10 protein-coding genes are annotated in these 17931 nt (G+C 44.1%); 5 read left to right on the top strand and 5 right to left on the bottom strand.

All coding sequences use genetic code 11. The features are described from left to right. The first annotated feature begins 629 nt into the window (after positions 1-629). From metA to B2Z67_RS01780, 5 genes are all read left to right on the top strand, one after another. Positions 630-1547 (top strand): homoserine O-acetyltransferase MetA, encoded by a 918-nt coding sequence (gene metA / locus B2Z67_RS01800; RefSeq protein WP_291528108.1) that lies wholly within the window; start codon positions 630-632, stop codon positions 1545-1547. Positions 1548-1565: 18 nt separating this feature from the next. After that, a complete protein-coding gene (locus tag B2Z67_RS01795; RefSeq protein WP_291528107.1) occupies positions 1566-3398 on the top strand; it encodes a peptidase U32 family protein in 1833 nt (610 codons plus the stop codon). Further along, the gene (locus B2Z67_RS01790; protein ID WP_291528106.1) at positions 3388-4458 is read left to right on the top strand and encodes a zinc ribbon domain-containing protein; all 1071 of its coding nucleotides are present in this window, start codon (positions 3388-3390) and stop codon (positions 4456-4458) included. Before B2Z67_RS01795 ends, B2Z67_RS01790 begins: the two co-directional genes overlap by 11 nt. A gap of 213 nt (positions 4459-4671) precedes the next feature. Then, positions 4672-5217: an RNA polymerase sigma-70 factor gene (locus tag B2Z67_RS01785; RefSeq protein ID WP_291528105.1), complete on the top strand. Its 546-nt coding sequence runs from the start codon at positions 4672-4674 to the stop codon at positions 5215-5217. Between the two features lie 92 nt (positions 5218-5309). Next, positions 5310-6344, top strand: coding sequence for a FecR family protein (locus B2Z67_RS01780; protein ID WP_291528104.1), 1035 nt, complete (start codon positions 5310-5312; stop codon positions 6342-6344). A 275-nt stretch (positions 6345-6619) separates the two neighbouring features. On the opposite strand, the gene B2Z67_RS01775 is transcribed toward B2Z67_RS01780, so the two are convergent. The 5 genes from B2Z67_RS01775 to B2Z67_RS01755 form a co-directional block, all read right to left on the bottom strand. After that, positions 6620-8518, bottom strand: a complete 1899-nt coding sequence (locus tag B2Z67_RS01775; protein WP_291528103.1) for a glycoside hydrolase family 35 protein — start codon at positions 8516-8518, stop codon at positions 6620-6622. A gap of 112 nt (positions 8519-8630) precedes the next feature. Continuing rightward, a complete protein-coding gene (locus B2Z67_RS01770; RefSeq protein WP_291528102.1) occupies positions 8631-10094 on the bottom strand; it encodes a TolB family protein in 1464 nt (487 codons plus the stop codon). A 16-nt stretch (positions 10095-10110) separates the two neighbouring features. Beyond that, positions 10111-11856: a DUF6057 family protein gene (locus B2Z67_RS01765; RefSeq protein ID WP_291528101.1), complete on the bottom strand. Its 1746-nt coding sequence runs from the start codon at positions 11854-11856 to the stop codon at positions 10111-10113. A gap of 320 nt (positions 11857-12176) precedes the next feature. After that, positions 12177-13799 (bottom strand): RagB/SusD family nutrient uptake outer membrane protein, encoded by a 1623-nt coding sequence (locus tag B2Z67_RS01760; RefSeq protein ID WP_291528100.1) that lies wholly within the window; start codon positions 13797-13799, stop codon positions 12177-12179. A 27-nt stretch (positions 13800-13826) separates the two neighbouring features. Further along, the gene (locus B2Z67_RS01755; protein ID WP_291528099.1) at positions 13827-17126 is read right to left on the bottom strand and encodes a TonB-dependent receptor; all 3300 of its coding nucleotides are present in this window, start codon (positions 17124-17126) and stop codon (positions 13827-13829) included. Between the last annotated feature and the right edge of the window lie 805 nt (positions 17127-17931).

Here is a 17931-nt window from a genome sequence, read left to right as displayed (position 1 = left end):
ACTACTTACTACTAACTACTTAATCCCTAATCACTGCTTCGCTCCGCTAAACCTCTCATATATACTACAAACGGATTAGCACACAGTCGGTTAAGCGGCCGACTACAGTTGTCCGATAAGCCGACTCCAGTTGTCCGATCGGCCGACTGTAGTCGGCTGATCGGACAACTGGAGTTGACCGTTGTTCCGTCCGGTGATTTAGCACGATATTCCTGCTATATCTCTCACGGAGTATCGTAACGGTTGATTCTCCGGATTATGTTATTTCATTATAATACTATTGCTATTCTCATTATAATATTATTGTAATGCCAAGGTGAAAGCGGTGAAGCCCTGAAATGGGCACTTTTTGCAGGGTGATTTCACCCGTTATGCACGATGAATAAGGGAATTACAGAGGTGTGTGAAGGCGGTGAACCCCTGAAATAACATAGGTAGAGGCGGGTAGGTATGAGGACGGCAATGATTGTGACATGAATTTACCCATTCTACGGGTCGTCCGCGTATCCACTCCCACCTGATTTTAAACCCTTATTTACGGGTTTTACCTTACATTTTAGTTCTTTCGCAGGAGATTCCAAAATTATCACGTACCTTTGTACTTTAATAACTAGATTCTTTGATAAATTATGCCATTAAACTTACCCGATAAACTGCCGGCGATAGAGTTGCTGAAAGAAGAGAATATATTTGTTATTGACAACTCGCGCGCCACTCAACAGGATATCCGTCCGCTGCGTATCGTTATCCTGAACTTGATGCCTCTGAAAATTACTACGGAAACGGACTTGGTGCGTCTACTCTCTAATACACCGCTTCAGGTGGAAATCTCGTTTATGAAAATCAAAAGTCATACGTCGAAGAATACACCGGTGGAACACATGCAGACGTTTTATACCGACTTTGAGCACATGCGCGGAGGGAAGTACGACGGTATGATTATAACCGGCGCGCCCGTAGAACAAATGGAGTTCGAGGAAGTTACTTATTGGGATGAGATGATGGAGATTTTCAATTGGGCGCGTACGCACGTCACATCCACCCTTTATATTTGCTGGGCGGCGCAGGCGGGACTTTACCATCATTATGGAGTACCGAAGTATGCGTTGGAGAAAAAGATGTTCGGTGTGTTTCAACACCGTTCGCTCGAACCGTTGCACCCTATTTTCCGTGGTTTCGATGACAGGTTCCATGTTCCCCATAGCCGGCATACGGAAATACGGAAAGAAGATATTCTGAAAGTACCCGAACTGACTTTGCTTTCCGAATCGGAAGATGCGGGCGTTTATATGGCGGTGGCGCGTGGCGGTCGTGAGTTCTTTGTAACCGGACATTCGGAATACTCTCCGCTGACGCTGGACACGGAGTATCGCAGAGACGTAGACAAGGGGCTGCCTATTGAAGTTCCCCGTAATTATTATGTGGACGATAATCCGGAGAAAGGTGTTTCGGTACGTTGGCGCGCTCATGCCAACCTGCTATTCTCTAACTGGTTGAATTACTTTGTATATCAGGAAACTCCTTATAATATTGATGATATTAAATAAGGAAGTTGCCGGATAATTATGATAAAGCAACGGAAAATAGAACTGTTGGCTCCTGCCCGGAACCTGGAATGTGGCATAGAGGCTATTAATCATGGTGCAGATGCTGTATATATAGGTGCGCCCAGATTTGGCGCGCGCGCCGCAGCCGGTAACTCCCCGGAAGATATAGCCGCGTTAGTTGCCCATGCCCATTTGTATAACGCCCGCATCTACGTAGCCGTCAATACCATTCTTAAGGAAGAAGAATTGGACGATACGGAAAAGATGATTTGGGATTTATACCGTGCGGGAGTTGATGCGCTGATTATTCAGGATATGGGAATTACCCGTCTGAACTTACCGCCTATCCCGCTTCATGCCAGCACACAGATGGATAACCGTACACCCGCGAAAGTCCGTTTCCTCTCCGAAGCCGGTTTCAGGCAAGTGGTGCTGGCGCGCGAACTTTCCTTGCAAGAGATACACGGTATTCACGAGTCGTGCCCGGATGTGCCGCTGGAAGTCTTTGTACACGGGGCGCTTTGCGTGAGTTACAGCGGACAGTGCTACGTGAGCCAGGCATGCTTTGGCCGCAGCGCCAACCGGGGCGAGTGCGCCCAGTTTTGCCGTTTGCCTTTCAACCTTACGGATGCGGACGGGAAAACAATCGTACGCGACAAACATCTGCTTTCACTCAAAGACCTTAACCGGAGCGAAGTTCTGGAAGAATTGCTCGATGCGGGCGCTACTTCACTTAAAATAGAAGGCCGTTTAAAAGATGTTTCTTATGTAAAGAACGTAACCGCCGCTTACCGCCGGAAGTTGGACGCCATCTTCGCTCGCCGCAAAGAATACGCGCGCGCTTCTTCCGGTACATGTCATTATACTTTCCGTCCACAGTTGGATAAAAGTTTCAGCCGGGGATTTACCCATTACTTCCTGCGCGGGCGCACGAATGAAATCTCCTCATTCGATACTCCCAAATCACTTGGCGAGGAGATGGGAACCATGAAAGAACAACGGGACAAATACCTCACGGTGGCCGGGCTGAAATCTTTCAATAACGGAGATGGAGTCTGTTACCTTGACGAGCAGGGACACTTGCAAGGGTTTCGGATAAACCGTGTAGACGGAAATAAGCTTTATCCGGCGGGAGAGATATCACGCATTCGCCCGCGTACATTGCTTTATCGTAACTTCGACCAGGAATTTGAGAAATTGCTGGCTCATAAGTCTTCCGAACGTAAAATCGGTGTGACGTTATTGCTTGCCGATACCTCATTTGGTTTCGCCTTGACTGCCACGGATGAGGATGATAACAGCGTGACGATCTCTTTCCCTTACGAGAAAGAGCTTGCCCGCACCCCGCAAATTGACAGTCTCCGCGCCCGGCTGGCTAAGTTGGGGAATACTCCATTCGAGATGTTGGAGTGCAGGGTGGAAACTTCTGATTGGTTTATACCCGCTTCGGTGTTAACGGATTGGCGGCGCCAGGTGATAGAGAGGCTAATTGTTGTTCGTAGAATTAATTACCGCCGGGAGTTGGCTGTTTGGAGAGATACCGCGCACCAGTCAGAAGCTTCGACTACCTCATTGACCTATCTCGGCAACGTGATGAATACCCGTGCCGCTTCTTTCTATAATGACCACGGAGTTACTTCCGTGGCCCCCGCCTACGAAAAGCAACCTGTACCGGATGCCGTATTGATGTTCTGCAAACATTGCCTGCGGTACAGTATGGGTTGGTGCCCGACTTACGGGAAAGGGCGTTCGCCTTACCGGGAGCCATACTATTTGTCGGCGACTGACGGTAAACGTTTCCGCCTGGAATTTGATTGTAAGAATTGTCAGATGAAAGTGTATGCAGACTAAGGAAAGGAACTATTATTTGGAAGCGCAGCCCTGCGCAGATTATCTCGAAGCGCAGCCTTACGCAGATCTACGTAAAGCAAGAAGAACGGATTATCGGCGTATATCCGCCTTGATTGGTATCTCCTTACTGCTTTGCTTCCTTTTTGCCTCCTGCCGTTACTCCCGTCCCAACCTGGATGTCGAAGGGATGAGCAATGCGACCCGCGATTCTTTAACCTATCTGTACGAACGGCACTATACTCTGAACAGGAATCTGGAGGTGGTGACTGATTCCGTCGTTCTTGCCTGCCTGCCGGTGAAAGACTGTTATGAAACCCTTTATAAAGGAGACCGTGTTGTGGTAGCCGAGTTTGCCGTCTACCCGGTAGACAGCGTAGATAGTATTTGGGTGAAACTGGCACATTCCCAAGAGATACAGGGCTGGATTAGTGAACGGGAAATGATGCAATCTTTTGTTCCTACGGACAGTATTTCACAATCCATTTATTTGTTCAGTGATACGCACGCTTCGTATTTCGTTATCATTTTCGCCTTATTTATCGGCGTCTGGGTTTTCCGCCAGTTCCGCCGCAAGCAGTTGAAGATGGTTTATTTCAATGACATTGACAGTGCATACCCGTTGTTTCTCTGCCTGCTGATGGCGTTTAGCGCTATGGTGTACGAGTCCGTGCAAGTCTTCGCGCCCGAAACGTGGGAACATTTTTACTTCAATCCTACTCTTTCACCTTTCAAGGTCCCATTCATTCTTTCTGTCTTTCTGCTGAGTATCTGGTTGTTTATAATTATACTATTGGCGGTGCTCGACGACTTATTCCGCCAACTACAGCCTGCCGCCGCTATATTCTACCTGCTGGGATTGGCTTCATGTTGTATCTTCTGTTATTTCTTCTTTATATTCACTACACAGATATATATCGGTTATGGTTTCTTTGCCGCATTTGTTTGGATTTTCCTGAAAAAACGCGCCACGCTCGCTGCCTATCGTTACCGTTGCGGGCATTGCGGACAAAAGCTAAAAAAGAAAGGGCGTTGCCCGGCTTGCGGAGCTATTAATACGTAGGGCTATGCAAAGTTAACGCATAAACGGAGTGTCGGCTTTAATTCCTTTAACTCCTGAGCGAAGCGATAACTCCTTTAACTCCTGATTCGCATTATTTACAATTTATTCTGCTAATTCTGCAATTACTTAAAACGATAATTATAATTATAGAGGGAAATTTAGTAAATTTGGCGGAAAATACATTAGATAATTATGCAGCAAGAGTCTTGTCTATTGGCAGAACTAAAAAACGGAGACAAAGAAGCTTTTTCTTTATTATTCAAGAAGTACTATAGGGATTTAGTACTTTTTGGAGGTACTCTCCTGCCTGACCGGTCTCTTTGCGAAGATATCGTTCAGAATATTTTTACCCAACTATGGGAAGATAGAAATACGTTGAATATCGGAACGTCCTTGAAATCATACCTTCTTCGGTCTGTGCAAAACGCTTGCATTGATGAAATACGTCACAGCCAAAGCGTTCGGGAGTATGAGAAGTATATGAATACGTATGGTAATTATGGCAGTATGAATACCGGAGACTACATTCTTTATTCCGATTTACACGATAATTTGGAGAACGCCCTGAATAAATTACCTAAAGAATGTAAATTGGTTTTTGTCATGAGCCGTTTGAATGGCATGAAATACAAAGAGATAGCCCAACAGCTCGAAGTGTCCGAACGTACGGTAGAAGTACGTATAGGAAAGGCTATAGGGCTACTGAAATTGTACTTGAAAGACTTTCTCCCATTGATTTTAGCATTGTTATATACTTAATAAAACTTAAACGATTGTGGATTATAAGCAGAGATACGTCGTTGTATGATAATGGGAGATGATAACATATAATTTTTTAAGGTGTAGAAGATATGGAAGACGAACAATATATGATAGATATTGATGAAATAATAGGAAAATGCTTCTCCGGGGAAATGACAGAAGAAGAAAAGGATTATTTAATGCAGTGGGTAAACGACAGTATTGAAAATAAAGCCTATTTTGAAGGAATGAGGAATATCATGCACGCATCCTCTCCGGCATTCCGTCCCGAAGATATTGATGTAGACCGTGCCATGGTTAAAGTAATAGGAAGAACCGCAAAGTTTCAGAAAAAGGAAATCCTGTTATGGTGGCAACGGATTGCAGGAGTTATTCTCTTGCCCCTTTTGTTTGGGGCTGCCTATTTATGGTGGGACTACAATGTCCTGGCAGATGAAGTACTCGTCACTCAGGAGATTACTTCCCCCTGGGGTACTTCCTCTAAAGTAGAACTTCCGGACGGATCTATTGTCTGGTTGAACTCCGGAAGCAAACTGCGGTATCCGGTGAACTTCTCCGATAATGATACCCGGCAATTGTACTTAACGGGAGAAGCATTCTTCAAAGTACAATCGGACGAAAAGCATCCGTTTATTGTAAACACCAAGAATATGACGGTAGTGGCTACCGGCACGCAATTCAATGTTGAATCGTACGCAACCGATACCATTACAGCAGTAACTCTGGTGGAAGGCGCCCTGAATGTGAATATAAGTGAGAAACAGAACCTGAGGCTGTTGCCCAACCAGCGCCTGGTTTACAACAACCTGTCGGCACGGTATAACAGAACCACAACCGACGCTTCCCAATGGCTATTGTGGAAAGACGGCATTCTGGCTTTCAGAGACGAGCCGTTGGCTAACGTATTCAAAAGAATCGGCAGGACTTTCAATGTAGATATAGTAATGGCAGACGAGGATATTTTCCGCCAGCCTTATCGTGCCACATTCCAGGACGAGTCGTTTGATAAAATCATAGATTTGCTGAAACTGACAGTGCCAATCAAGTATGAGAAGGAGGAAAGTGTACACTTTGACGACGGCAGTTTCAGTAAATTCAGAATTGTTGTATCGGGAAAGAAGTAATGTGTATTTGCAATAATGCTCCTGAATGATTATTAGCGGTGAGAATGGATACGCGTCGTCCGCGTACCCATTCTCACCGCTAACTTATCATTCAGGAGCATTATTGCAGATAAGTATATTAAGTTCACGAAAAGAAAAAATCCGTCCCATGAGAAGAAAAGAACTGTCTCATGGGACGGATTTTTTCATCTCACGGAATGAATTTCTTCGTCCCGTGAGATGAATTCCGATGCTTTAATCTACGGAATGAATAATGCAGGGAAACTCCTTTTGCATTATTTCTCAATCTTCAGTTTGGTCAATACCGGAACCGTTGTTGCACTCACCGTAGTATGGAGCTTATCATTCTGCTGCTCGAAAATAACGATTTCATTATCTCCCTTTTTCAGCCAAACGCCCGGAATGTACAAAGTCTGTTGAGGACCAACCTTCCAGTAACGACCTATGTTCACACCGTTTACAAAGACAATTCCCTTACCCCAATCTTCCATATCGAGGAAAGTATCACCGGTTTCAGCCAAACTGAATGTACCCTTGTAAATGGCAGGTTTTCCCAATAGGTTTCTTCCGGTAGCGCCCTCTACATTATCATGGACGGTAGCCTGAGGCATCTTAGCCAAGTCCGGCGTCTTGTCCATAGGCAACCGGTACATTTGCCATCCGCCTTCAATGATATTATCATTGATCTTCACCGGACTGATAATACCTTTCTTATTATGAATAATTTCCGAACCGTAATTTATCCGCCCCATGTTCTCCACAAGAATTTCCAGCGTACTGTTCCAAGGTATATTGATGTCAATGGAGTAGCTTTTGGTATTTCTGTTCAGTTCACCTACTTTCTCTCCGTCCACATAGACCAGCGCATAGTCGCGCAAACCTTCCACCACAAGCTTTCCTTCAATTCCCTGATTGAAGTGCTTTTTATACAATATATAGCCATTGCCTTGGTTCAGTTCTTCGAAAGTGGCCGGACGGTCATTCTCCACCGGATTTTGCGATTCCAAAGCCGCGAACAAATTAGCAATCTTGGTTAACTTAATGGAAGGGATTTCTATCACCGGCGTGCGTGCAGGGATTTCAGGAATGGGATAATTCACATACTTCTTTATCACGCTGCGCAGAGAGTCGTATTTAGGTGTAGCCCATCCCGCCTCGCTGATAGGGGCGTCGTAGTCGTAACTGGTCAAGTCGGGCTGTATATCGCGATTCTTATCATAGTTAGCGCCGCTGGTGAAGCCGAAGTTTGTTCCTCCATGAACCATGTAGTAGTTAATCGACACATCGTTTTGGAGGTACTTCTCCGTTTGGCGGGCAATTCTGGATGCACTAACCTGCGGATGCGGTTCCACCCAATGAGCCAACCAGCCGGGATAGAACTCTGCTACCATATACGGGCCTTGTCCGTTATTGTATTCGTTCACTACCTTTTTCAGGTTCTCGATGTTTCCTTCTCCATTGGCAGTGGGCAATGCGCCGGGCACCGAACCACCCTCGAACAACCAGCTGCCATCCGAAGTAAACATGGGAACATCGAAACCGGCGTCCTTCAACTGTTGCACAATCTTGGCGTTGTAAGCACGGTGTTCTTCCAGTGGAATATCCTTGCGTTGCGCCACGTAGGAGCCGAATTCATTTTCAGCCTGCACCATAATAATAGGACCGCCCTGGGTGATTTGCAATTTGCTCACTTCCTTATACAATCTATCTATGTACAGACGCGTATATTTCAGGAATTGTTCGTTATCGCGCCTCAGCTCAAGTCCTTCTACATTCTGAAGCCACCAGGGATATCCTCCGAATTCCCACTCGGCACATACGTAAGGGCCGGGACGGAGTATCACCATCAAGCCTTCTTCGCCGGCTATTCTTATATATTCCGCCAGGTTCCGGTCGCCGGTGAAATCCCATTTACCGGGTTCGGGTTCGTGGAAGTTCCAGAATACGTAAGTAGCAACGGCATTCAAGCCCATAGCTTTCAACATCTTCATGCGGTGACGCCAATATTGGTGCGGAATACGTGCATAATGCATCTCGCCCGAAATTATCCGTGTAGGTTTGCCGTCGTAGACGAACTGGCCGTCTTTTATCTCAAAGCGGTGTTTTTCACTTGCTTGCACACAGGCAGGCAGAAGGAGTAATAACAAAAGTGGTAAGAAGTTTTTTAATTTCATGGTTCTCATTTAATATATTTATTATAAAGATTAATAAGTCTCTTTTGAGTGAAGTGATAACTACTTTGACTGCTAACTACCGACAAAGTTTAACCACTACAATATGAACAAGTCAAGGCGTAGTCAATAATGGCCCAACTTTGAGAGCTTCCTTTTTTATCGCCTCTTCCGCTAACTGTTGTCCGGAAACCTTCACCTTGTCTTTTACGAATTCCGGAATGTTGTAAGAGTAAAGAGAACGCTGATAGTAATCACCCTGTTGCTGCGGAAGCACAAACGGTTTATGGGTTGTACCTTCGGCATCCACATAAGAGATGTAAGGACGTGTATAAAGTCCATCTCCCCTGCGACTACTGAATACTACCCACCGGCTATTACTACTCCAGCAATGGTAACTCTCTACAGAAGAACTGTTCAACGCATCCGGATATTTTAATTCCCCGGAAATCAAATCAATCATCCAAAGGTCTGCCTCCTGATGCCATATCGAAAAGTTGCCATATTCCGACAAGGTCATCATAAGGAAACGCCCATCCGGTGAAACACGAGGGAAAGACGCACTTTTACCCTGGACATCTGCCTGAAATAAGGTATCTACAGTTTGACCGAAAGTTCCTTTTGCTTCATTAAACTCAATGCTGCACAAGCTGTATCTTACTTTATTGTATTCGTCAGGCATTGACATGCGCGCCGCCGTACAAAAATAAAGTTTGCTACCGTCGGGAGAGAAAGCCGGAAAAGTTTCAAAGCGTTCTTCACTGAACAGGGGCGGAGTAGTGAGCAAACGATTCTTTTCCACATCGTATACCACTACGTCCGAAGCCAAATCCATTACTTCTATCCTGTTTTGATGATTGGTATGAAACAGTTGTTTGGTATCATTCACAGAGTATGCGATATATTTTCCGCCAGGATGCCAGTAAGGATAAACCAATGGTGCAATTGTCTGTTCTGTGCGAGTGTCCAGTTTGGTTTTGCTGTCCCCGTTTATCAGTAAAGTGCCGGCGTGGTTAGCACGCAAATGGAGCATCATCTTATCCGGTTCATAGTTACAGAAAGAATGGCAGTTCATACAGTTCATCCCTGTTTGTTTATTGGTCAGCAATGGCTTTTCCTCAAACGTTTCCAGGTTTCGCTGGTAAATGCCCATTTCGTTCCATATCTCGTAACCGGGGGGGATAAGACGATACACCAGATACGGGTCGATAGTATCTGCCGATACCCTAATATAGAATGGCCGATATGCCTTCCATCCTTGTTCTGTCTTCAGGCAGTGCAACACCTGCACCCGCTCTCCCTTTGCCACCGACAACAATTTTTTCCATTCATCCACATCGGGAATGGCTGCTCCCTTATCACACAAAGCAGTCACCCGGTGGTTGCCATATATCAGAATTATGGCTTCACAATCATCTATACCCAAAAAGAAATTAAGGGGGGCAATATTACAGGGAATAACCATATCGGCATATTCCCGTTCCATAGGAGACACTATGTCCGACTGTTCCGTTACTTGTATATTGGACTGACATGCTGCCAGCAATAAACATAAACCATAAATCCATGTATGTCTCATTGTAACTTCTCTTATTTTAAACGAACATCAAATAATACCAAAATGTATTGCTAAAAGCACGTGCCATCACATTTTTCCGGTTAGGGTTATTCCGGTTATTTACAAAAAGTACTTTGTATTGATCATACTGTTCTATCACTTTCGGCGAAAGATGATACCTGTCCCATTGCTCCCGTTCCTGCTGGAAGATTGCAATGACCGCTTGCTGGAAAGAAACCGGCAACACCTTCAGCCCTTGGCTTCCATAATACTTGTCCAGAAACTTATGGAATCCTTCCATGTCTTTATTGAGCAAATAAGACAGCCCCATATAAGTCATGGCCGTATGGTTTTCCGGATTGGCTTCTACGATATCTTCCAGTTCAGGTATCCATCCGTAAAACATGGCGAGCCTGTTTGTCCGGCTAAGCCCGCGTCTTTTTCCGCCTAATTCCGGATCTTCCTGTACTGCTTTGTCGTTATAAAGGAATGTGCGGTATTTGGCAGCCCAATCCTTGTAAAAAAGCGTTTTTTCCATAAAAGACAGATATTTCTCCGCAACGGCATAATGTCCGTAGACTAAGTTCGTTTTTATCAGTCTCATGAGAGGCTGTACTCCCATCATGTGAGAAGAAGTAGTCAATGCTTCAAAAGCATGCTGTTGGGCTTCGCCCATACATCCTACGGTGTAATTTACATCGCTTGCCAGTTTGCGTATCGTGTTTGTATTGTTAACGTTTACCAACAATGCTTGCACTCCCATAGGCTGGAAGTGAAAAGCATAGTCGCCCAGCATACCTTTATTGGCTAAGGCCAAGTTGGCGTAATTCATATAGAGTTGATTAGTTAGAGGAACTGTGGAAAAGAAATCAAGTATCTTGTCCCACTCTTCGGTGAATGCATAATGATTTAACCGCCACAAATCCTGGTCGGACGTATTGCGGAACTTGTGTTCGTGTATAAGGTATCCTCCGGCACAAAACAGCCACAGTCCGGCGCTTACCAATACAATGGTAACATGCCGCCATGCGTTAATTCTTGCGGAGAGAAAGCGTACTAACGCTATCAACAAAACGGGTGCTATCCATGCAAGCCAATGATAGACAGGCATTGCATTCATAATGGGATTATAATAAGAGGAAGGGGAAAAGTCGGCGTAACTCCAGTAATCCAATCCCCATCCTGCTACAAATATAAGGCTGAAAACTGCTACAGGTACTCCTGATGTAAGCCGGTAGGGACGTTCTGCCATGAGCAATAGTCCACAGCAAATATATACCGTCACAACAGAACCAAAAAGATGGTACACCGGCAATGCTCCCAATAGGAACAATCCTATCCGCCATCGCTTGTCAACGGCAGGATATAAAACGAAGCATAGCACAGTCAAAGCGGCTGTCAATCCGATGGCTCCCGACCAATAATAATTATTATCGTATAGAGAGAGAACCAGAAATATTACAGGCAGGAAAGCCAACGGAAGACAAACAGAAGTAATCCCGCTACGATGGAGCAGAAATGCCAATACTCCCCAAAGTAAGCATACAGGCAACAGAAAGACCATGCTTCCCCAGTGGGGAAACGCGAAAAATTGGATTCCGAATAAACCAATCCATTCTCCCAGCCCTCCCGGAACAGACAATGCTTGCCACCAAGTGGAGGTATCCATTACCAACAGACTATTATGTTCCAATTCGCATAATTGAAATGGAAGATACGTATCTACTTTCCAGTAAAGAAGTAAACAGCATGTCAGCCCCAAGCAAAGATTAACATATTTCATGGAGATACCTTAAATAGATTACAAATCTATAAAAAGAAAGGGAAGAACCCGGATTTCTTCCCTCCTATTTTTTATAAGTACTTAAGAAACTGTTTTGATTTTCCTTTTTTAAATTTTCATCAGCTTCTTCTAAGTTTTTTTTGGGTCTGTCTTCCTGTTTTTATTAGTTACGTAGCTCGCTATGCTCCTTGTAAAAACAGAAAAACATCCTCAAACAAACCTCCTAAAAAAAATACTGAGCAAAATCAAAACAGTTTCTTAAGTATCTCGTCATTTATAGTACAAACTAACTATGACGAGATACTTTAAAAGTACAGTTATTAATAATTAGGATTCTGCGTTATATTCGGATTGGCATCAATAACGCTTTGCGGTACGGGCAACACCTCATTTTTGCCTACTGTGAACGTGCGGGTTTCTTCTACGGTAGTACCTGTGATATTCACATTAAAGTCTCCCTCAGCATTCTTTGTTTCCAGCAATTCACCTTCTACACGAACAACCGGTTTACTCAGTACATCTTTGGCAATGCCCCAACGAATGATATCCCAACGGCGCAGACCTTCATAAGCAAATTCTACCTGACGCTCGCGACGTACCAATTCACGCAGTTTTTCTTGTGTTGCATACCTGGTCTGGTCTACATTCGGCATTCCTGCTCTTGTGCGCACTTCGTTGATGTATTCATATACGGAAGCGTCTATTTGGTTTAGTTCAATCTTAGCTTCAGCATACGACAGCAACACTTCTGCATAACGCAGAACAGGGAAGTTACGTTCGGCATCCCATACATTCGGATATTCACTCAAATCGGAATAGAACTTCTTGAAGTTGTAACCGGTATGGGTGGCGTTGTTGGCATCCAAAGCATAGTCATCGCTTCCCGGAACAACAGATGGGAATCCCTCAGTATAAGTCGCCCAAACCTGCCCGGGATAAACAATGCTGGCACGCAAACGCGGGTCACGATTCACGTAAGGATTAGTAGGATCAAATGTCGAGTCTTCAGCAGTTGTCAAACCGCTCTTCATTTCGTAAGCTTCTACCAAACTATGTGTAGGAACAATGGATGACCATCCCCCGTAGCCATTTGGCAGATAAGCGCCGAACCACATGCCATATTTTCCGGACAAGTTATGTTCAGTCGTGAAGATTACTTCAGAATTATATTGGTTGGCTTTCAAGAACGACTCTTCATAAGTCAAGTTCGGCATGGAATATGTGCCTTCATCTATGATCTTTTTGGCTGTAGAAGCAGCATTGGTATAATCGCCGGTCAGCAGATATACACGTGTCAAGAATGCCTGAGCACCACCTTTTGTCATGCGACCAGTTTCCTCCGTTTTAGGAAGTGCATTGATACAGTCATTCAGCTCTGTCTTTATAAAATCCAAAATCTCATTCTTAGACGTACGAGGAATCAGTGATTCTTCGATTGACTCGAACACCTCTGTCGTCGTGAACGGGAAGTCACCATAGCACATTACTTTCCAGAAATACTTCATGGCACGAAGCACACGCACTTCAGCGCGATATTGTTTACGTTTCTCTGGTTTTTCTGCGTCGTCGTCTGAGAATTTAATGTTTTTTTCCATTTTCAGATACTCGTTAAACGTACGGATATCAAGGAAAGTAAAATAATTATAAACTTGTGTATAGGAAGCGTCCATCGTACCATTAGCGATTCGTTTATAATTTTCATGTATGTGAAAACTATATTGGTTATCAGAAGTACAGTCCCAATACCACATTTCTTCTATGCGATATGGACTATGTAATTGACGATAGCAACCTGTCAATGCCAAATAAGCATCCGCTTCGGTTTGCCAGAATGTTGCAGGAGACAGGGCATCTCCCGGCACTCTATCCAGGAAATCTTCAGAACAGCCGGATAAGACTGCGGAAATTGTAATAAGCAAGCAATATTTTATGAACTTTTTCATATTAATTTCTTTTTAAAAGGTTAATAATTAGAATGTAACATTCAAACCGAATGAATGTACCTGAGTCTGTGGATAGTAGTTACCACGACCAGCAGGAGCTTCAGGATCCCAACCTTTCAGGAAGCCTGTGAAAGTAAGGATATTCTGACCTGAGTAGTAAAGTCTCAAATTAGAAATACCTGTCTTGGACAGCCATGCTTTCGGGAAAGTGTAACCGATTTGCAAGTTCTTCAGACGAACGTAGGTAGCATCCTGCATCCAGAAATCAGAACAGGTAAGTGGCATACTTGTACCACTCGACGTAGTTGTCACACGCGGATATTTAGCACCCGTATTTTCCGGTGTCCAGCTATCCAACCACAACTTGGCAGGCTTGGCAGCATCACCACCAATTGAACCTACAGCTTCATAACCCAAATAACCATATACGTCCGTTGCACCCTGGAAGAACGCCATGATATCCCAGCCTTTATAGTTGGCACCGAGATTAAAACCAAATGTTACTCCCGGATCCCAAGAACCTAATACTACGCGGTCTGCCGTTGTGATTTTGCCATCGGGCTTACCTTCCGGCCCGCTAACATCTTTATACTTGATATCACCCGCTTGTGGTTTATAACCGAAATCATAAGTAGCCCAGTTGTCTATTTCTGCTTGTGACTGGAATAAACCGTCTGATGCATAACCGAAGAAACTATTAATCGGTTCGCCTTCACGCATGATGTAACTGTATCCGTCACTACTGTTAGTGATTTGTTCCCTTACTTTACCCATTGACCTGACTTCGTTAGTGTTGAACGCAATGTTACCACCTATTGTAACATCCACTTGCCCGAAACGTTCGCGGTAGTCTGCCGAGATTTCGAAACCACGGTTGTTCATTTCACCTACATTATCATAAAAGTTCGCCAAAGCAAAAGTAACAGGAGTGGCAACTCTCATCAAAATGTCATTGGTGGTCTTGTCATAGTATTCAACGGTCATATTCAGCTTGCTCCACAAGGTGAAGTCCAAACCGATTCCCCATGAAGTTGTGCTTTCCCATTGCAACATCCGGTTGGCGGCATTTGTGGTAGCGGCACCCGGACGCATCACTCCACCGAATGGGTAACCCATATTACTTAATGTCATCGTAGAGACAGTGGGATAGTAACCCTGACCAATATCCTGGTTACCCAACTGACCCCAAGAAGCACGAAGTTTGGCACTACTTACAACGTTTTTCAACGGTTCAAAGAAGTTTTCTTCAGAGAATCTCCAACCTGCAGATACGGATGGGAACATACCCCAACGATTACCGCGGGCAAAACGAGAAGTACCATCATAGCGAACATTAGCTTCAAACAAGTATTTGCCTGCATAGTCGTAGTTGATACGACCGAAGTATGACAACATAGCCAATTCGCGAGTATAACCAGAGGCATTCAAATTAGCTGTACCACCGGCGTTTAAGTCTGTTAAAATAGGGCTTGGGAAATCTTCACGATAAGCTTCGGTAGTTTTGTATCTATACAATTCCGCATGATAACCAGCCATTGCCTGCAAATTGTGGCTACCGAAACTGTCTTTATATTCGGCAATAACATCACCGGCAACCCGGTTGTAAGTGGTACCTGTATCATACATCTTATCTACACCACCCTGTGTCCATATATCGGTAAACTTCAGTGCTTTACGCATTTCGTGGCGATCTTCAAAGTACAATTTGTAAGTACCCATAGCCTTTACAGACAATACCGGAAGGATATAATATTTCATCGAAGCAATAGCGTCTAAACTATGGCGTACTCTGTCGTTGGTGGAGTTGTTATCCAACCACGCAATAGGATTACCGTCACCAATTGTACCATAAGAACCATCTTTTTTCTTATAAGGCACCATAGGAGAAATCATATTCACTTGGCGGAAGATTTGTGCTACACCACCCACATACGGATTGGTTGGTTCCGTCAATTCAATGCGTGAATATGCCATGCTGAATGAGGTTTCAAGATTCTTTTTAGGATTACCATCCAAGTTAATACGTATGTTGTATTGATCCTTACCCGCGTGACGGATGATACCCTCTTGTCCCAGATAACCTACGGAAGCCATATAGCGCATAGCCTCGGAACCACCGTTGATGTTGATGTTATGCTGGGTCTGGAAGCCGGATTCTGTGTAAAACAGGTCTTGCCAATCTGTATTGGCATAGTTAAAAGGATCAGAACCATTCGCAAATTTTTCGATCTCAGCATCAGTATAACGGACAGTGCCACCGGTATTCAGATTTGCACGGTTAGTCAACATAGCGTATTCTGCGGAAGTAGCGTATTCCGGTAATTCCGTAGCAGACTGCCAGCCAAACATACCGGAATAATTTACCGTGCTTGTTCCAACCTTACCACGCTTGGTAGTAATCAAGATAACGCCGTTTGCAGCCTTAGAACCATAAATAGCGGCAGAAGCTGCGTCTTTCAATACAGAAATAGACTCGATATCATTGGCATCAATATCGTTCATGCTGGATTCCATACCATCCACAATAACCATCGGGTCGGATATGTTGAAAGTACCGGTACCACGTACACGGATTGTACCATTGTCCGATCCCGGCTGTCCACTGCGTTGAGTAACCGTCACACCCGGAAGCAAACCTTGCAAAGCGGCTGATACGGAAGTGATAGGACGGCTTTCGATCAATTTATTGTTCACATTGGCTACGGAACCGGTCAGGTTGGCTCTTTTCTGTGTACCATACCCTACCACAACAACTTCGTCCAATGTCTGGAAATCATCTTTCAGAACAATATTGAGATTAGACTGGTTGGTTACGGTGACGGATGTGGTAACATAGCCGATAGATGAAATCTGAAGTACTGATTTACCTTCTACTTCCAGTTCAAAAGCACCATCAAGATTAGTAATAGTACCTTTACCCGTTTCCTTAATGAAAATATTCGCTCCAATTATTGGTTCTCCCGTTCCATCTTTAACAACTCCTGTTATTTTCCGGGTACTTCCCTTTTGTTGGTCGGATTCGCTTGCTGCCGTTAATACAATTTGTTTCTCTACAACCTTATAAGCAATGCCGGATCCTTGAAACAACTTGGTAAGTACGGACGAAAGGGCTTCATCCTGACTGTTGATGCTGACTTGGCGTGTTGCATCCACATTGTTCTTGTTATAAAGAAACCGGTAGGAAGTTTGGTGTTCTATGGCATTGAACACCTTTTCGAGATTGACATTGTCCAAATGAACTGTCACCTTTTCAGTCTGAGCGTGGACTCCACATAATGGGAGGCACAACAAAATCAAACTGAACACAATTTTAAATAATACATTCATGTTCATCAAAGTATAAATTATTAAAAATTAAAAAAAACATTTCGAGAACGACGTATCAAAAATAAAAAACCACATGAAAATATATAAAATTTTGCGGGGCGAACGAAGTTTTAACATTTCGTTGATAACAGAAGGATGTTAACTTACACCTTTATATTTCTTGCATATTCCACCTTGTTATACGTACGCGTATACGCTTGCGTTTAAGTAACATTTACCATATATTTCTACGGTCGGAAGAATCTGCTCATATAGTTGGAGGTGTATATCAAAACCGTATCAAAGCCGTGTCTGCTCCGTACCTTCTCCGTGTCCTATAGAGACGGACTTGATACGGACTTGGTACGGAGCAGATACGGAGCGGGTATTATTCCGGTAATCAAATGAACAGATTCTGTTTAGCCTATCATTTAGTCCCTACTTAGCCTGCATTATTCATAGCGGCAAATACATTCATTCATCCCACGGGACTATTTCTCCCTCCCAGGGTTTTGAGTGATTCTACCCTCACTCTGTTTACAGCCAACAAGTTGGCTTAGGAGTTAAAGCCGATACTAATGTTATATGCTTCACGGAGTATCGGCTTTAACTACTTAACTACTAACGAAGTGATAACTCCTTTAATACAGTATGAATAATGCAGGTTAATTAAACACGGATGTACAGAGTTCTCTTTAGCACTGCCTTGAACAGAGAAGCACAGAGTTCTTTTCTTTTTTATAGAACACAGAGTCACAGAGGCACAGCGTTTTTTCTCTGCGACGTAGTCGCTCTCTCTGTGTACTCTTATTCAGGTTCTCTTCTT

Origin of the sequence: Bacteroides sp. UBA939, assembly GCF_002293435.1 — a bacterium.
In the GTDB taxonomy this organism is placed as follows: domain Bacteria; phylum Bacteroidota; class Bacteroidia; order Bacteroidales; family Bacteroidaceae; genus Bacteroides.
The sequence above is the reverse complement of the archived record's forward strand: the minus strand, read 5'-3'. Positions and strand labels throughout refer to the sequence as shown.